This is a genomic window from Methylobacterium organophilum (genome assembly GCF_022179465.1).
GTDB classification, from domain to species: Bacteria; Pseudomonadota; Alphaproteobacteria; order Rhizobiales; family Beijerinckiaceae; genus Methylobacterium; species Methylobacterium organophilum.
In genome coordinates this window covers 217,441-232,387 of the sequence record NZ_BPQV01000008.1, presented here as the reverse complement: position 1 = coordinate 232,387, position 14,947 = coordinate 217,441, and the positions used below count along the sequence as shown (strand labels likewise).

The following is a 14,947-nucleotide window of genomic DNA, read 5'->3' as shown; positions in this document are numbered from 1 at the left end:
CGTGTCCGGTTCTCGTCCAAGAGGTCTTTGCCGGCGCTATAGCGGTCTTCGGCGGAGAAGTCTTGCGCCGCCGCATGACATGTTCATACTACAAGTAGATCTAAACAGATCTTTCGGCATTTCTCTAAAATAAAGAACGATCATGTCGTCTCGACCGCTCCGGTGGGCAATTCTTCTTTTCGGTGTGCTGGGATTCTCCGTGGCCGCGCGGGCGCAGGACCTGGCGGTGCGGATCGGGGCGATCCCGGTTCTCGGCGCGGCGCCGCTCTACGTGGCCGAGCGGGAGGGCTGGCTGAGCGCCGGCGGGCTCAAGCCCACCATCACCCTGTTCGATTCCGGGCCGAACGCGGTTCAGGCCGCGGCCAGCGGCACCGTCGACATCTACGTGGCCGGCGTCACCCCGGTGGCGATCGGCCGGGAGCGCGGCGTCGATCTGCGCGTCGTGGCCGCGACCGCGACCGGCGAGAACGTGCTCGTCGCCGGCGCGAAGCTCGGCAAGTGGCTGTCCGAGGGGGCAGCGCCCGCCGCGGCCTTCCGGCGTTTCCGGGAGGAGAATGGCCGGCCGGCCAAGATCGCCACGCAGCCCCTCGGCTCGATCCCCCACACGAATCTGAGCTTCTGGCTGCGGGAGATCCACAAGGTCGATCCCGCGGACGTGCAGGTCGTCACCCTCGGAATCGATGCGGCCCAGCAGGCGATCCTGTCGGGCGCGGTCGATGCCGCGACGGTGCGCGAGCCGGGCCTCACCATCATCCGGGAGCGCAACCCCGATCTCCGGCTGGTCGCCGGCGGCAACGACCTCTTCCCCGGGCAGCCGGGCACCGTGGTCGCCGTGCGCGGCGCCTTCCTGGAGCAGCACCCTGAGGCCGTGCGCCGCCTCGTCTTGGCGATCGTGCGGGCGGTGGATCTGCTCAAGCGGGAGCCGGCCCGGGCGCTGCCGGCGGTCGAGGCCGCCCTCGGCAAGGGCATCGTGAGCCAGGCGGTCTTCGCCAAGGCGCTGGCCTCGCCGGCGACGCAGTACGTGGCCGATCCGCGGGCGATCGTGGACGCCACGCGGGCGATGCTCGCCTTCCAGACGACGCTGGGCATCACCGAGAAGACGCCCTCCACCGACGGCCTGTTCGACGCGCGCTTCTTCGAGGCGACGCAGGCCGAAGCGGTCGCGAAATAGGGATCGCACAGGATGCGAGAGAACCGGCGCGCCTTCCTGCGCATGGCCGGCGGCACGCTCGCCGGAGCGGGCGCCGCGACACGGGCGTTCGCCGAGGGCGAGGGGCCCCTGGAGGTTCCGTCCTGGACGAAGGAGCAGGGAGCGACCGCCCCCGGCTATGGCCGCCCCGCCCCGGGCGAGGCCCTCGCCCGCTATCCGAGGCTTCCGCCGGCCTTTCCGGGCGCGGTCGCCACGGTGACGCCCCTGCAGGGGCTGCACGGCATCATCACGCCGAACGGCCTGCATTACGAGCGCCACCATGCCGGCATCCCGGCGGTCGACCCCGACCGGCATCGCCTCGTGGTCCACGGGCTGGTGGAGCGGCCTCTCGTCCTGACGATGGACGACCTCGTCCGCTTCCCCGCCGTGTCGCGGCTGCATTTCCTCGAATGCTCCGGCAACACGCCCTGGCTCGGGGCCAGGCCCGATTGGACGGTGCAGGACAGCCACGGCCTCATGTCCTGCGCGGAATGGACCGGCGTCGAACTGGCGACGGTGCTCGCCGAGGTGGGGGTGAAGCCGGGAGCGGCCTGGATCCTCGCCGAGGGGGCGGATGCCTGCGCCATGAGCCGGTCGATCCCGCTCGAGGCCGCGCTCGACGGGGCGATCCTGGCCTATGCCCAGAACGGCGAGCGCCTGCGGCCGGAGCAGGGCTATCCCCTGCGCCTGTTCCTGCCCGGTCTCGAAGGAAACCTGAGCATCAAGTGGCTGCGCCGCCTGAAGGTCGGCGACCAGCCGTTCCAGACGCGCGAGGAGACCTCGAAATACACCGACCTGATGCCGGACGGCAGCGCACGCCAGTTCACCTTCGTGATGGAGGCGAAATCCGTCATCACGGCGCCCTCCGGCGGCCAGCGTCTGCGCGCCCCCGGCTTCCACGAGATCCGCGGCCTCGCCTGGACCGGGCGGGGGAAGATCGCCGGCGTCGACGTCTCGACGGATGGAGGGGCCTCCTGGCGTCCGGCCTCCCTCGAAGGGCCGGTGCGGCCGCGCTGCTTCACGCGCTTCCGCTTGCCCTGGCGCTGGGAGGGCGGCCCCGCCCGGCTCCTCAGCCGGGCGCGGGACGAGACCGGCTACGTGCAGCCGAGCCGGGACGCCCTCGTCTCCGTGCGGGGCACGCGCTCCTACTATCACAACAACGCCGTGTTCGGCTGGAGCGTCGCGCAAGGGGGCGCGGTCACCCATGCGGCGTGAGTTCCTGGCCCTCCTGTTCGGCCTCGTACTCGGCCGACCGGCCCTCGCCGAGCCCGCCGGCCCGCTCGGCCTCGGCCATCCGGCGAGCCCGGAGCAGATCGCCGCCTGGGACATCGAGGCGCGCCCCGACGGGCAGGGCCTGCCCCCCGGGCGCGGCAGCGTGCGGGAGGGGGCGAGCCTCTTCGCAGCGCGTTGCGCCGGCTGCCACGGCGCCCGCGGCGAGGGCGGCCCAGCGGACGCCCTCGCGGGCGGGCAGGGCAGCCTCGCCACGGCCAAGCCGCTGCGCACGGTCGGCAGCTTCTGGCCCTACGCCACGACGCTCTTCGACTACGTGCGCCGCGCCATGCCCTTCGACGCGCCGCAATCGCTGTCCGCCGGCGAGACCTACGCGGTGAGCGCCTACGTGCTGCACCTCAACGGCCTGCTGCCGGAGGAGGCGAGCCTCGATGCGGCGAGCCTGCCGAAGGTCGCCATGCCGAACCGCGGCGGCTTCACCGCCGATCCGCGCCCGGACGTGCCGGCCGGCCGCTGACGTTTCCCGACGAACCCCACGATCGCCATGACCCTGACCAGACGGACCTTCGCGACGGCGCTCGCCGCCGGCCTCTCCCTCGGATCCCTGCGCCCGGCCCGGGCCAGGCAGACCGTGCGCGTGAGCTTCCAGCGCTCCTCGACCCTGCTCACCGTGCTCAAGGTGAAGGGCATCCTCGAAGAGCGCCTCGGCGCGCAGGGCTTCGGGGTGAGCTGGCACCAGTTCACCAAGGTGATCGAGCCGATGAACACCGGCGCCGTCGATCTCCACGCGGATGTCGCGGACGCCGTGCCGATCTTCACGCAATCGGCCCATGCCCCGCTGACCTTCTACGCGATGGAGGCGGGCTCGCCCCGGGCCGAGGCGATCATCGTGCCCGACGAATCCCCGATCCGCTCGATCGCCGATCTGAAGGGGCGCGTGGTCGGCGTCTCGAAGGGCTCCGGCTGCCACTTCATCCTCGCCGCCGCCCTCAAGCGGGCGGGCCTGAGTTTCTCCGACATCAGGCCGGCCTATCTGGAGGCGGCGGACGGCGCGGCGGCCTTCGCCCAGGGCGACCTCGACGCCTGGGTGATCTGGGACCCGTTCCTGGCGATCGTGCAGGCCAAGCGCCCGGTGCGGGTGCTCGCCGATGCGACCGGCCTGTCGAGCTACAACCGCTACTACACGGTCACCGACGGCTTCGCCGCCGCCCATCCGGAGGTCGTCGCCACGGTCTTCTCCGCCCTGGTCGAGGCCGGGGAATGGGTGAAAGCCAACCCGAAGGAGGCCGTCGCCCTGCTCGCCCCGCTCTGGGGCGACCTGCCGCCGGAGGTCGTGGCCACGGTGAATGCGCGGCGCAGCTATCGGGTCACGGCGGTCGATCGGGCGGCGCTCTCCGAGCAGCAGGCCATCGCCGACACCTTCCTGGAAGCCGGGCTGATCCCGCGGCGGCTCGACACCGCCGCGGTCCGGATCTGGCAGCCGCCGGCGGGGCGGGGCTGAGCCATGCCGCAGGCGACGACGCCTCCCCTCCGCTTCGGGATCTGGGCCCCCGTCCACGGCTCGCGCGCCGCCCGCCACGATCCCGACGAGCCGCACGACGCCTCCTGGGCGCGCAACCGCGCCCTCGTGCTGGAAGCGGAGGCGCTGGGCTACGATTCCGTGCTCGTCGCCCAGCACACGGTGAACCCCTACGACGAGACCCGCGATCAGCTGGAAGCCTGGACGGCCTGCGCCGCCCTCGCCGCCGTGACGCGGCGGATCGAGATCATCGGCGCCATCAAGCCGGGGCTCTACCACCCGGTCGTGCTCGCCAAGATGGCGCTCCAGATCGAGCATGTCAGCGCCGGCCGCTTCGGCCTGAACCTCGTCAATGCCTGGAACCGTGCCGAATTCGAGCGGGCCGGCCTGCCGTTCCCGGACCATGACGAGCGCTATGCCTATGGCCGCGAATGGATCGCCCTGGTCGACCGGCTGATGCGCGGCGAGCGCGTGCGCTTCGAGGGGCGGCATTTCCGGGTGGAGGACTATCAGCTCAAGCCCGCCGGCACCTATCGGGCGCGGCCCACGATCTATGTCGGGGGCGAATCCGAGCCGGCCCGCGCGCTGGTGGCCGATCACGGCGACGTCTGGTTCATCAACGGCCAGCCCCTCGAGGCGGTCGCCGACCTCATCGCCGACCTGGCGCGGCGGCCGGCGGCGGCGGGCCGCCTGCGCTACGGCCTCTCGGCCTTCGTGATCGCGCGGGAGACGGACGAGGCGGCACAGGCCGAGTTCGCCCGGCTGCTGGCTCTCAGCCGCCGCGACGAGGGCCTGCGGGCCGAGACCCGGGCGCGAACCGATGCGGCGAGCGTGATGTTCGCCAAGACGGATGCGGCGGCCGCCCACCATGTCGGCACCAATGGCGGCACCGCCGCCGGGCTGGTGGGCAGCTACGCGGCGGTGGCCGCGCGCATCCGCGCCTTTCACGCGGCGGGGATCGAGCTGTTCATGCTGCAGTTCCAGCCCTTCGAGGCCGAGATGCGCCGCTTCGCCGCCGAGGTGCTTCCGCGGGTGCGGGGCTGAGGCGGCGGGAAGGGCCGGATCCGATCGTGGCCTTCGGCGCGAGACCCCGCGCCCTCAGGCCGTGCCGACGCGGTACTCGCGGGGCGGCCGGGTGCCGTTGAGGGCGAAGGCACCGACGCTGCGCTCGCGGTAGATCCGCGGGTTGTGCGAGGTCAGCGTGCGGGCGTTGCGCCAGTGGCGGTCGAGCCCGTGCTCGGCCTTCACGGCGGAGGCGCCGAGCGCGTCGAACAGCACGGTGGTGGCTTCCAGGACGAGGTTCGTCACCACGGTGACGGCCTGGTTGACCTCGATATCGGCCAGGGCAGCGGCCGGTTCGGCCGCGTCCCGCCCCTGGGCCTGGGCCGCCTCGAAGGCGCGCTGCACGCTCTCGGCCGCCTTCAGCACGATGGCGCCCGCGGCGTAGGCGTTCCCGCGCACCCGGCCGACCACCGCCTGCACCTGCGGGTCGTCGGCCGTGCGCCCGGCATTGCCGTGACTGTAGACCCGGGTCCGGGCCGCGACGAGCCGGGCCGCATCCTCCGCCGCCGCCCGGCCGATCCCGGTCAGCGTGGCCAGATGCACGAGCTGGAAGAAGGCCATCGCGTAGGGAAAGCGCGCCGCCTCCGGCTTGATCAGCTCCGGCGCCAGCACGACGCCCTCGAAGCGGGCGGTGCCGCTCGCGGTGAGCGCCTGTCCGAAGCCGTCCCAGTCGTCTTCGATGGTGACGCCGGGGGCGCGGGTCGGCACCGCCGCGACCACGGGCGCGCCGTCCTCGTCCTGCGCCGACAGGTGGATCCAGTCGGCAAACAGCGAGCCCGTCGTGTAGAATTTCCTGCCGTCCAGCACCCGCTCGCCGCCGCGGTGGCGCAGGACCGTGTCGAACTGCCCGACCTTGGCCGGTCCCGTCTCCGACACGCCGCTGCCGACCGTGTCGCCCGCCGCGAGCCGGGCGATCCAGCGGGTCCGCCATTCGGGCGAGGCGGCGGTCAGCACGTCCTCGGTGAAGCCGAAATGCGCGCGCAGCGCGTTGGTGACGTTGGAATCGGCCGCCGAGAGTTCGATCAGCAGATTGAAGAGTTCGGGCAGGCTCGCGCCGATCCCGCCCGCTTCGGCGGGGACGCGCAGGGTGGTGAAGCCAGCTTCCTTGAGCCAGCCGAGCTCGGCATGGGGCCGGCGACGCTCGGCGTCCCGTGCGACGGCGCCGGCGCGGATCTCGGCGAAGACCGGCCGGAAGCGCGCCGCGAGCTCCTCGTAGCGTCCGCTCGGGCCGGCCCCCCAGCCCGCATCGATCTGCGACATCGTCCGGTTGTCCTCTGCTGCCCGCCCGAACCGCCAGGGCGGCCATCGGGCGCGGAAGGGCAACGAAATCGGCAATTCTCGCCGCAAGCTCAAGACAAACCATCCGGATTGCGGCGCACGCACGCGATTTTGAAAGATCTTTCTTTGGTGGGAGATCGATGAAGTTTGTTGTCCTTTTTCATCAGGATCAACGAAAACGACATTCTCGGTGCCGCCTCTCTTCAAAGGAAGAGCTTCGAGAAGGCACGGACCCGGCCGAGGCTGCGCGCCTCGGCTCTTCCTCAGACGCGATGCGGCGCCGCGGCGGTGTTGCCCCTTCAACGTGCCGCCCAGGCAGGCATTCGATGGTTGCGATCCGGAGCGGAGAAGCAAACCTGCGAAATCGTCTGCGTGTTCGAATGCATGTTCCGCATGAGCCGAAATATAAGGTAAATATTTCTATTGACTGAAATTCGCGCGGCCGAGATTATTGCTCAAGCTTTCTCCAGAATATCGTATGCAGATCCAAGCATCGGTTGAAACGATGCTTGTCAGTCCTCTGCACGACGAGCCGGCCGCGTCGCTTCGTGCGCGCGGATGCGGCGGCCGGAAAGCGCCGTGACAGGCCGCTCGGGATGCGCGGTCCGTGAAGGTGGAGACCTCTCAAGTGACAAGCCGCCGTCATCGCTCGATGCCCGATTTCGAGGACCGGAAGGTCGTCGACCGCTACATGGACCGGCTCGATACGCGGGGCGTGTCGCGCCGCGACTTCCTGGCCCTCGCCTCGGCCGGCCTGTCGGCCGGCGCCGCGGCGACGGCCCTCGGCCTGCCGAGCGTCGCGGTGGCCGATCCCTCCGGCAAGATCGCCTATCTCGCCTGGAGTGCCAGCACCGAATACAACCAGCTCGTCAGCAAGGGCGCCGAAGCCGCCTCGAAGGCGCTCGGCCAGAATTACGTCTTCCTCGACGGCCAGATCGACAGCACCCGCCAACTCAACCAGTTCGAGCAGCTGACGACGACCCGCGCCGCCGGTGGCTTCTTCAACATCCTCGACGGCAGTGCGCTGCGCCGGGTCTCGAAGGTCGCCGAGGACACGAAGACCTATTTCGGCGCGATCTGGGACAGCGTGGCCTGGTACACGCCGTTCGACGCGGGCGATTACTACACGCTCTACGCCGTGCCCGAGGAGGACGACGCGCATCGGCGCGTCTCGGCAGAGGTTCTGAAGGCGGTCACCGAAAAATTCGGCGGCGGCGACGTCGTGGCCCTCACCGGCACGCCGGGCAATTGGTGCGAGGCGGCGCGCAACCGCGGGCGCGACGACGCCTTCAAGGATTTCCCGAAGACCAGGCTCGTCGACACGCTTCCCGGCAAGTGGCTGCGGGAGGAATCCCTGCGGGCGACGGAGGATCTGCTGTCGCGCAACAAGAACATCGTCGGCATCATCACGCAGAACGACGACGAGGCGCAGGGGGCGCTCGCGGCCCTGCGCAATGCCGGCATCAAGCCGGGCAAGGATATCTTCGTCGGCGGTGCCGACGGGACCTCGCTCGGCTCACAGGCGATCAAGCGCGGCCTGCAGACCGCCACGAGCGGCAACAGCCCGGTCTATACCGGCGCGCTCTTCGCCGCCCGCATCTTCGACGTGACCCATGGCTGGCAGCCGCGGGCGGCCGAGCGGCAGCTCTACTGGCGCGCGCTCACGGTCACCCGGGACAATATCGACAGTTATATCGACCGCTACGTCGACAACAAGGATGTCGAGCCGTTCGACTATCGCAAGCTGTCGCATGTCCTGCACCCGAACGACTGGGATCCGCAGGCCGATCTCTACCCGATCGACGTGGAGCACCATTGGCGCGGCTATCCCAAGCCCGACGGCTGGACGCTGCCCAAGGCCTATGCCGAGGCCAAGGCGCGGGGCGAGCTGGAGGCGGTGAAGGCGGAGTATGCCGACCGCAACAAGATCAAGTTCGACGGCCCCTCGCCCAACCGCAAGGCCTGACCGCCGCCCGGGGACGGGCCTCTGACCGGAACCCCGAGGCGCGCGATGGGCTCGGGACGTGAGCGGCGCTCGAACGACAGGAAGACGACGGGATCATGAACGATCGACGCGCCGGGCCGCTGTTCGAGGCTCGGGGGCTTTCCATGCGCTACGGGCCCGTTCCGGTGCTCGACGGCATCGAATTCGATATCCCGCGCAACGCGGTCGTGACCTTCGTGGGCGAGAACGGCGCCGGCAAGTCGACGCTGTTCAACATCCTGAGCGGGATCACCGCCGCCCAGCACGGGACGATGCGCCTCGCCGGCCTCCCCTACGCACCGCGGGATTACGGCCGGGCCGCCCGGCTCGGCGTATCCCGCGTGTTCCAGGAGCAGTCGCTCGTCCTCAACGTGCCGGTCTACGAGAACCTGCTCCTCGGTTGGGAGGCGGGCTTCGCACGGGCCGGCCAATTCCTCGACCGGGGCGCGATGATCGCCGCGGCCGAACGGATCGCCGAGGAGGCGGATCTCGACATCGATGTCCGCCGCCGCACCGGCGCCTACGATTTCTCGAAGCGCCAGTCGATCGAGATCGCGCGGGCCTGCTTGGCGGGCCGTCTTCTCGGCGGGGTCGAGACGCCCCTGGTCCTCCTCGACGAGCCGACCTCCGCCCTCGACCGCCGCGACGAGGAGGCGTTCTTCCGCCTCGTCGATCGCGTCCGGAAGCGCGGCTCGCTGCTCTTCGTGTCCCACCGGCTGACCGAGGTGCTCGGCGTCTCCGACATCATCTACGTCCTCAAGGACGGGAAGCTGGTGGCGAAACGCGATCCCCGCGCGACGAGCGAGGCCGAACTGCACAGCCTGATGGTCGGGCGGGCGCGGGTGGCCGACTATTATCACGAGCACCGCCAGCGGGTGGTTTCGGAGGCGGAGAAGCCGGTTCTCACGGTGCGGGCGCTCGAACGGGCCGGCGCCTTCGCGCCCATCGACCTGCGGGTCCGCCCGGGCGAGGTCGTCGGCATCGGCGGCCTGCTCGATTCCGGGAAGGGTGCGCTTGGCAAGGCGATCGCCGGTATCGATTCGGCCGATGCGGGCACCGTCGCGCTCGGGGACGCGCCCGCCAGCGCGGCGGAGATCGGGCGCTTCGTCCGTGACGGCCTCGGCTACGTCCCGGCGGAGCGGCTGGTGGAGGGGATCATCCCCTCGGCGAGCGTGGCCTGGAACATCTCGCTCGCGAGCGGGGGCGATCTCTTCGCCAATGCCCTCGGCTGGTGGCGGCGCCGCCGGGAGGTGGAGACGGCGCAGCGGCATGTGCGCGGCCTCGCCATCCGCTCCGCCACGCCGGATGCCAGGACCGCGAGCCTCTCCGGCGGCAACCAGCAGAAGGTCGTGCTCGCCCGCTGGCTCTGCCGCTCCCTCAAGGTGCTGGTGCTCGACAATCCGACCCGCGGCGTCGATGCCGGCGCCAAGGAGGAGATCTACCGGCTGATCCGGGATCTCGCCGAGCGCGGTGTCGGGATCGTGCTGATCACCGACGAACTGCTCGAACTGATCGGGCTGTCGAACCGCATCCTGATCCTGCAGCGCGGGCGGCTCGTCGCCGACCTGCCGGCCCCGGCCGAGGCCAAGCCCCGGGAGCAGGATCTCGTCGCGCTGATGCTGCCGCAGAGCGGCGACGCGCCCGCCTTCGCCGCCTGACACCGGCTGATCCGGAGACCCATGATGACCGCCGAGACCGTCCGTCTGACTGCGCCCGCGTCCCGGAGGTGGCTGTCCCTTCCAAAGGTCGACAGGAGCGTGGGGCTGCCGATCGCCGTGGTCGTGCTGCTCGTGACTTTCTTCTCCCTCGCGACCGAATCCTTCGCGACCTGGCGCAACTTCACCGCGCTGAGTGGTCAGGCCGGCGCCCTGCTGATCGTCTGCCTCGGGGGCAGCTTCATCATCCTGATGGGCAGCATCGACCTTTCGGTCGGCGCGATCGTGCTGTTCGTCGCCGCCGCCAGCGTGCAGATCCTCAACCACACCGAGATCGGCGGCGGGATCTTCTTCGTCGCCGCCGCCATCGGCGCGGGTCTCGGCCTCGTCAACGGCCTCGTCTACGCGGTCGGCCGGGTTCCGTCCTTCGTCGTGACCCTCGGCACGTTGTCGATCTTCAGCGGGCTTGCCCTGCAGATCCTCCAGGGCCGCGCCATCCAGTTCGATCTGCCGGGTTTCGAGGAGATCGCCATCGGCCAGCTCGTCCCGCGCCTGCCCAACATCGCCCTGTGCGCGCTGCTCGCCTGGGGCGGCGCGGTCCTGGTCGCGAACCGCACGCGCTTCGGCCGCTACATGGCCCTGATCGGCGGCGGCGAGACGGTGGCGCGCATTGCCGGCATCCCGGTGCGGCGCTACAAGATCTACGCCTTCGCCCTGGCGGGCCTGCTCACCGGCATCGGCGCGATCCTGATCGTGGCCCGCCTCGGCGCCGCCGGTCCCTCGGTCGGGCAGGATCTGCTGCTGAGCAGTCTCGCGGCGATCGTGGTCGGCGGCACCTCGCTGGCGGGGGGCGTCGGCGGCCCGCACCGCACCCTGATCGGCGTGCTCATCATCACCATCATCGACAACGGCCTCAACCTGATGGGGGTGAGCCAGTATTCGCAGATGGTCGTGAAGGGCGCTGTCGTCATCGCCGCGGTGCTGGTGAGCCGCGAGCGCTCCCTGGCCGCCCTCGTGAAGTGAGGCGACCCGCCATGACCAAGCGCCTCATCCTCAACGGCTTCTCGATGAACGCCGTCTCCCACGTCTATCACGGCCTCTGGCGCCGCGAGGACACGCGCCAGACCGCGTTCAACGATCTCGCTCCTTGGGTCGAACTCGCCAAGCTCCTGGAGAAGGGCCGCTTCGACGCCTTGTTCGTGGCCGACGTGATCGGCGTCGATCCGGCCTACAAGGGCAGCTGGGACACCTATCTCGAAGAGGCGGTGCAGATCCCGATCAACGATTCCGGCGCTCTCATCGCCGCCCTGATCGGGGCGACGGAGCATCTCGGGCTGACCTTCACCAGCTCGATCCTTCAGGAGCACCCGTTCAACTTCGCCCACAAGGTCTCGACCCTCGACCATCTCAGCCGCGGCCGCATCGGCTGGAACATCGTCACCAGCGTCAGCCACAACGCGGCGCAGAATTACGGCTTCGACCGCATCGTCCCGCATGACGAGCGCTACCGCTGGGCCGACGAATATGTCGACGTCGCCTACAAGCTCTGGGAGGGCTCCTGGGACGACGATGCGGTGCTCAACGACAGGAAGGGCGGCCGCTACGCCGATCCGAGCCGGGTTCACCGCATCCACCATGAGAGCGCGCGCTACCGGGTGCTCGGCCCGCACCTGTCGCAGCCCTCGCGCCAGCGCACGCCGGTGCTGTTCCAGGCCGGCTCGTCCCAGGCGGGCCGCGCCTTCGCCGCGCGCAACGCCGAGGGCACCTTCATCGCCAGCCTCACGCCGGAGGGTGCGCGGCGGCTGGTGCAGGAGATGCGCGCCCAGGTCGCCGCCGCCGGGCGCGACCCGAGCGACCTCCTGTTCATCCAGGGCCTGTCCTTCGTCGTCGGCAGCACCGAGGCGGAGGCGCAGCGCAAGGCGCGCGACCTCGACGCGTATCGCAGCACCGACGGCCTGCTCGCCCATATCAGCCGCGACCTCGGCATCGATCTCGGGCTGCTGCCGCCCGACAAGCCGGTCGACGAACTCGACATTCAGGGCGTCCAGGGGCTGGTGCGCTTCTTCGAGGAGGCCAATCCCGGCAAGCGGGCGACGGTGGCCGATCTCGGCAATGCCTATGCCTACAACACCCGCATCGTCGGCACGCCAGAGAGCATCGCCGACGATCTCGCCCGCTGGCAGGCGGCGGGCATCGATGGGGTCAACGTCATCTATCAGACGACGCCGGGCTCGTTCGTCGACTTCATCGAACACGTCGTGCCGGTGCTGCAGGCCCGTGGCTTGGCTCAGACCGAGTACGGCCCCGGCACTTACCGCGAGCGCCTCTTTCCCGGGCGCGGCCCGCGCCTCAACGCACGCCACCCGGCCGCGCGCTATCGCGGGGCTTTTGGTGATCGAAAGGGCGAATCGACTTAGGCGGAATTGAGAAAAATAAAAATATTGGATGATGTATATATTCAGATGTCGTCTTCATCGACGGGAAAATTTTCAATTTTATCTATAGAATGATTTGCAATAATTTATTTTGCCTTCGAGCAGATGGCCGATGATAGCCCCTCAGGACGCCGCATCCGTTGAGGGACTCTCGTCAAGCAGGTTCGGCTCGTGTCGCTGACCGATGCCTGCGAGCGCCTCGAGGACGGGAGGTGCCATGACAACGAGGATCGATCGCATACGGCCCTGGGCGGCTTGGCGCTTCGAGCCTTCGCCAACCCGTCTGTCACAGCCCGGGAACTGGCATGGGCCGTGGACCGCAAGCCGGGTCGAATTCAAGAGCGGTGACGCGGCGGTCGCATGGCGCCCATCGCAGGGTCACGCACGCGTCATTCACGGTCGGACAGATGATCATGCGCTGGCGGGCAGGGCGCCCATATCAGTTTTCAACGCTTCGATGATCGCCTCACGCCTGCTCGGTGTCATAATCATGCGAATGGCCAGCGGGGCATCCCAAAACACGGTGACTTCCTTCTCTGTCAGCACCGCCCAGAACGTCACTTTTGCGGCGCGGACCTCGAGTACCCGATCCGAGAGCCAGGTGGCCGCGGGTCGCCCGGGTATGAGGACGTGCGAAAGCCGCTCCTCCCATGAGGCGGTATGCGGGGCGAGCCGGGCGTCGATGAGGGCACGTCGGTCACAACCAACCGGCCATGCGACAGGCAGGCGGCACAGAATTTCCCGGCTCAAATCCTGCCTCCCGGGCGACGGGTCATGACCCGTCCCAGGCGCCTTTCGAGACCCAGCCATAGTCCTGCCGTTGCCAGGGTCCCGACGGCGACGACCCCGATGGCCGACAGGCCGGCATAGACGCAGGCGCCGATCAGCACAGTGTTGAGGGCGACGGTCATCGACTTGACCGACGTCTCCTCGCCCTCCGTCCGTCGCACGAAGGCGACGATCTCGCAGAGCCGGGCGAGGTCCGGTCCCGGCAGGCCGATCTGCGCCTTGCTGTCGGCGAGAGCGGCCGGACCGACCGCGATGGGCACGTCGGACTTGGCATGGGGCTCGGCCCCGTGCACGGCATGCAAATGGATGACCCGGTGACCGAGAAGTCGCTGCTGGGCGAGATAGCTCGCGGGCGTGTGCACCGCGCTGCGGACGAAGTGGCGCGAGGCGCCGATGCGTATGGCGAGGTCGTCCCGCCCCTCGTCCCGCGCCGGGCGGAAGAGGACGGTCTCGCGCAGTCCGAGTTTGGCCATGCGCTGTCCGAACTCGCCGGGGCCGAGGCCGGACGTGTCCCACTCCACCCCGTCGTCGAGCAGGATCTCGTCGGCCTCGCGAATCTCGAGAAGCGCACGGAAGTTGCGCACCACGATGCCCTGATCGGCCAGGCGTAGAACGATCTCGGCCGCGGCGATGCGCCGATGCACCAGCACCGGGCTAAAGAAATCCGGCCGCAGCACCGCCTGTGCCAACGGCGCACCCCCCGAGAATGCGGCCGAGGCGCCGACGCACAGCATCAGCGGAGTGCTCGCATCCGCAAAGGCCGTGGCCGCCTTGGACCGCGGCGCTTCGGAGAAAACCGTCACTGCCGCTTCGGCCGCTCCCCGGAGGGCGGTCCGGTCCCCGCCCAAGGCGACGGCGAGGCGCTCGAACAGGGCGACCTCCGTCCGGCACAGGTTGCGGCGGGTCAACTTGTCCCAGACCCGGAATAGCCACAACATCAGCGCGGCGGGCAGGTGATCGCCGTTGATGAGGGCGAGCGCAGACAGGATCGTCAGGATTGCTGTCGCGTCTGCCCTCCGCTGCCTGAGCTGCCGGAGAGCCTGGCGCGCCGTCGGCCAGGAGGCCGCCGCCAGTACCACGGCACTGATCGGCATAAGCGCCGGGACCATTGCCGCCCCGATGGCGAAAGCGAGATTGGCGTTGATGAGCAGGCCCTTGACCTCCGGGTTGGAGAAGGGCGTGACCACGCGCCGCCGCAGGATGGCCTCGATCGACTCGGCCTCCGCCACGAGGTGGGGAAGGCCGCTCGGGTCGCAGCGCAGGTCGAGGAAGCCACGCGTGGCCGAGTGCCGGTCCACTGCGATCACGGCGCCGCGCCGTTTGAGGAAGCTCGCGACGATCGCAAGCGCAGTCCGGTCGCGCAGCACCCCGTGGCTCAACCGGACCCGGCCGCTGCCAAGATGATGCACGCGCCACGTCGAGAGCGATGGGCCAGACCGCCACAGGGTGACAGGCTCTTCCCAGATGCGCTCCGAGACGTGCCGGAGGAAGGCCGCGCTGCGCAGGCTCTCCCGTTGGCCGGCCTCCCGCATGATCCGGGCAAGATGGTGCATGTCCTCGCCCGAGGCTGCGACCGGACCGGAGAACCGCAATTCGATCCGCGCCGCCGTGAGATCGAAGCGCAGCCCCTCCAGCCGCTCGATCCGAAGGCAGCGGTTCAGGAAGTTTGGCAGGGCCGGGCCACAGGCGAGGCGGCCCGTGAGCGGCCCGGTCAGGATGAGGCTGGCCCCCGCCACGCGGACAGAGAGCGGGGCGACGGCGGGGGCGCCGCGGGTCGGCCAAGTCGTCGGCACGGCGGTCGTCATC

General features: G+C 69.8%; 12 protein-coding genes. 9 read left to right on the top strand and 3 right to left on the bottom strand.

The genetic code is table 11. From position 1 onward, the window contains the following. The first annotated feature begins 142 nt into the window (after nt 1-142). From MFF21_RS15035 to MFF21_RS15015, 5 genes are read left to right on the top strand one after another with little or no spacing between them, the layout of a single operon-like run. Complete coding sequence (locus MFF21_RS15035; RefSeq protein WP_308445685.1) at nt 143-1,171, top strand: ABC transporter substrate-binding protein; 1,029 nt, start codon at nt 143-145, stop codon at nt 1,169-1,171. 12 nt (nt 1,172-1,183) lie between these two features. Next, the gene (gene soxC, locus MFF21_RS15030; protein WP_238311934.1) at nt 1,184-2,404 is read left to right on the top strand and encodes a sulfite dehydrogenase; all 1,221 of its coding nucleotides are present in this window, start codon (nt 1,184-1,186) and stop codon (nt 2,402-2,404) included. Beyond that, nucleotides 2,394-2,936: a c-type cytochrome gene (locus MFF21_RS15025; RefSeq protein WP_238311933.1), complete on the top strand. Its 543-nt coding sequence runs from the start codon at nt 2,394-2,396 to the stop codon at nt 2,934-2,936. Before soxC ends, MFF21_RS15025 begins: the two co-directional genes overlap by 11 nt. Before the next feature lie 27 nt (nt 2,937-2,963). After that, entirely contained in the window at nt 2,964-3,920 is a 957-nt protein-coding gene (locus MFF21_RS15020; RefSeq protein ID WP_238311932.1) for an aliphatic sulfonate ABC transporter substrate-binding protein, read from the top strand. A gap of 3 nt (nt 3,921-3,923) precedes the next feature. Continuing rightward, a complete protein-coding gene (locus MFF21_RS15015; protein WP_238311931.1) occupies nt 3,924-4,982 on the top strand; it encodes an LLM class flavin-dependent oxidoreductase in 1,059 nt (352 codons plus the stop codon). A 54-nt stretch (nt 4,983-5,036) separates the two neighbouring features. Here the strand turns inward: MFF21_RS15015 and MFF21_RS15010 are convergent, their stop codons facing one another. Continuing rightward, on the bottom strand, nt 5,037-6,260 hold the full coding sequence (locus MFF21_RS15010) for an acyl-CoA dehydrogenase family protein (RefSeq protein ID WP_238311930.1): 1,224 nt from the start codon (nt 6,258-6,260) through the stop codon (nt 5,037-5,039). A gap of 646 nt (nt 6,261-6,906) precedes the next feature. Here MFF21_RS15010 and MFF21_RS15005 point away from each other — a divergent pair. From MFF21_RS15005 to MFF21_RS14990, 4 genes are all read left to right on the top strand, one after another. Further along, nucleotides 6,907-8,244 carry a sugar ABC transporter substrate-binding protein gene (locus MFF21_RS15005; protein WP_238311929.1) on the top strand — a complete coding sequence of 446 codons (1,338 nt, stop codon included), beginning with the start codon at nt 6,907-6,909 and terminating at the stop codon, nt 8,242-8,244. A 95-nt stretch (nt 8,245-8,339) separates the two neighbouring features. Next, nucleotides 8,340-9,920 (top strand): sugar ABC transporter ATP-binding protein, encoded by a 1,581-nt coding sequence (locus MFF21_RS15000; RefSeq protein ID WP_238311928.1) that lies wholly within the window; start codon nt 8,340-8,342, stop codon nt 9,918-9,920. 99 nt (nt 9,921-10,019) lie between these two features. Further along, nucleotides 10,020-10,940, top strand: a complete 921-nt coding sequence (locus MFF21_RS14995; protein WP_238311927.1) for an ABC transporter permease — start codon at nt 10,020-10,022, stop codon at nt 10,938-10,940. Between the two features lie 11 nt (nt 10,941-10,951). Beyond that, complete coding sequence (locus MFF21_RS14990) at nt 10,952-12,334, top strand: LLM class flavin-dependent oxidoreductase (protein WP_238311926.1); 1,383 nt, start codon at nt 10,952-10,954, stop codon at nt 12,332-12,334. 429 nt (nt 12,335-12,763) lie between these two features. Here the strand turns inward: MFF21_RS14990 and MFF21_RS14985 are convergent, their stop codons facing one another. Together MFF21_RS14985 and MFF21_RS14980 are read right to left on the bottom strand one after the other, a co-directional pair. Continuing rightward, complete coding sequence (locus tag MFF21_RS14985) at nt 12,764-13,102, bottom strand: hypothetical protein (protein WP_238311925.1); 339 nt, start codon at nt 13,100-13,102, stop codon at nt 12,764-12,766. Continuing rightward, nucleotides 13,099-14,946 carry a hypothetical protein gene (locus tag MFF21_RS14980; protein WP_238311924.1) on the bottom strand — a complete coding sequence of 616 codons (1,848 nt, stop codon included), beginning with the start codon at nt 14,944-14,946 and terminating at the stop codon, nt 13,099-13,101. Before MFF21_RS14980 ends, MFF21_RS14985 begins: the two co-directional genes overlap by 4 nt. Nucleotide 14,947 lies beyond the last annotated feature (1 nt).

Coding starts and splice junctions, on each gene's coding strand:
- MFF21_RS15035 (WP_308445685.1), top strand. CDS start 143: ATGTCGTCTCGACCGCTCCGGTGGGCAATTCTTCTTTTCGGTGTGCTG.
- soxC (WP_238311934.1), top strand. CDS start 1,184: ATGCGAGAGAACCGGCGCGCCTTCCTGCGCATGGCCGGCGGCACGCTC.
- MFF21_RS15025 (WP_238311933.1), top strand. CDS start 2,394: ATGCGGCGTGAGTTCCTGGCCCTCCTGTTCGGCCTCGTACTCGGCCGA.
- MFF21_RS15020 (WP_238311932.1), top strand. CDS start 2,964: ATGACCCTGACCAGACGGACCTTCGCGACGGCGCTCGCCGCCGGCCTC.
- MFF21_RS15015 (WP_238311931.1), top strand. CDS start 3,924: ATGCCGCAGGCGACGACGCCTCCCCTCCGCTTCGGGATCTGGGCCCCC.
- MFF21_RS15010 (WP_238311930.1), bottom strand. CDS start 6,260: ATGTCGCAGATCGATGCGGGCTGGGGGGCCGGCCCGAGCGGACGCTAC.
- MFF21_RS15000 (WP_238311928.1), top strand. CDS start 8,340: ATGAACGATCGACGCGCCGGGCCGCTGTTCGAGGCTCGGGGGCTTTCC.
- MFF21_RS14990 (WP_238311926.1), top strand. CDS start 10,952: ATGACCAAGCGCCTCATCCTCAACGGCTTCTCGATGAACGCCGTCTCC.
- MFF21_RS14980 (WP_238311924.1), bottom strand. CDS start 14,946: ATGACGACCGCCGTGCCGACGACTTGGCCGACCCGCGGCGCCCCCGCC.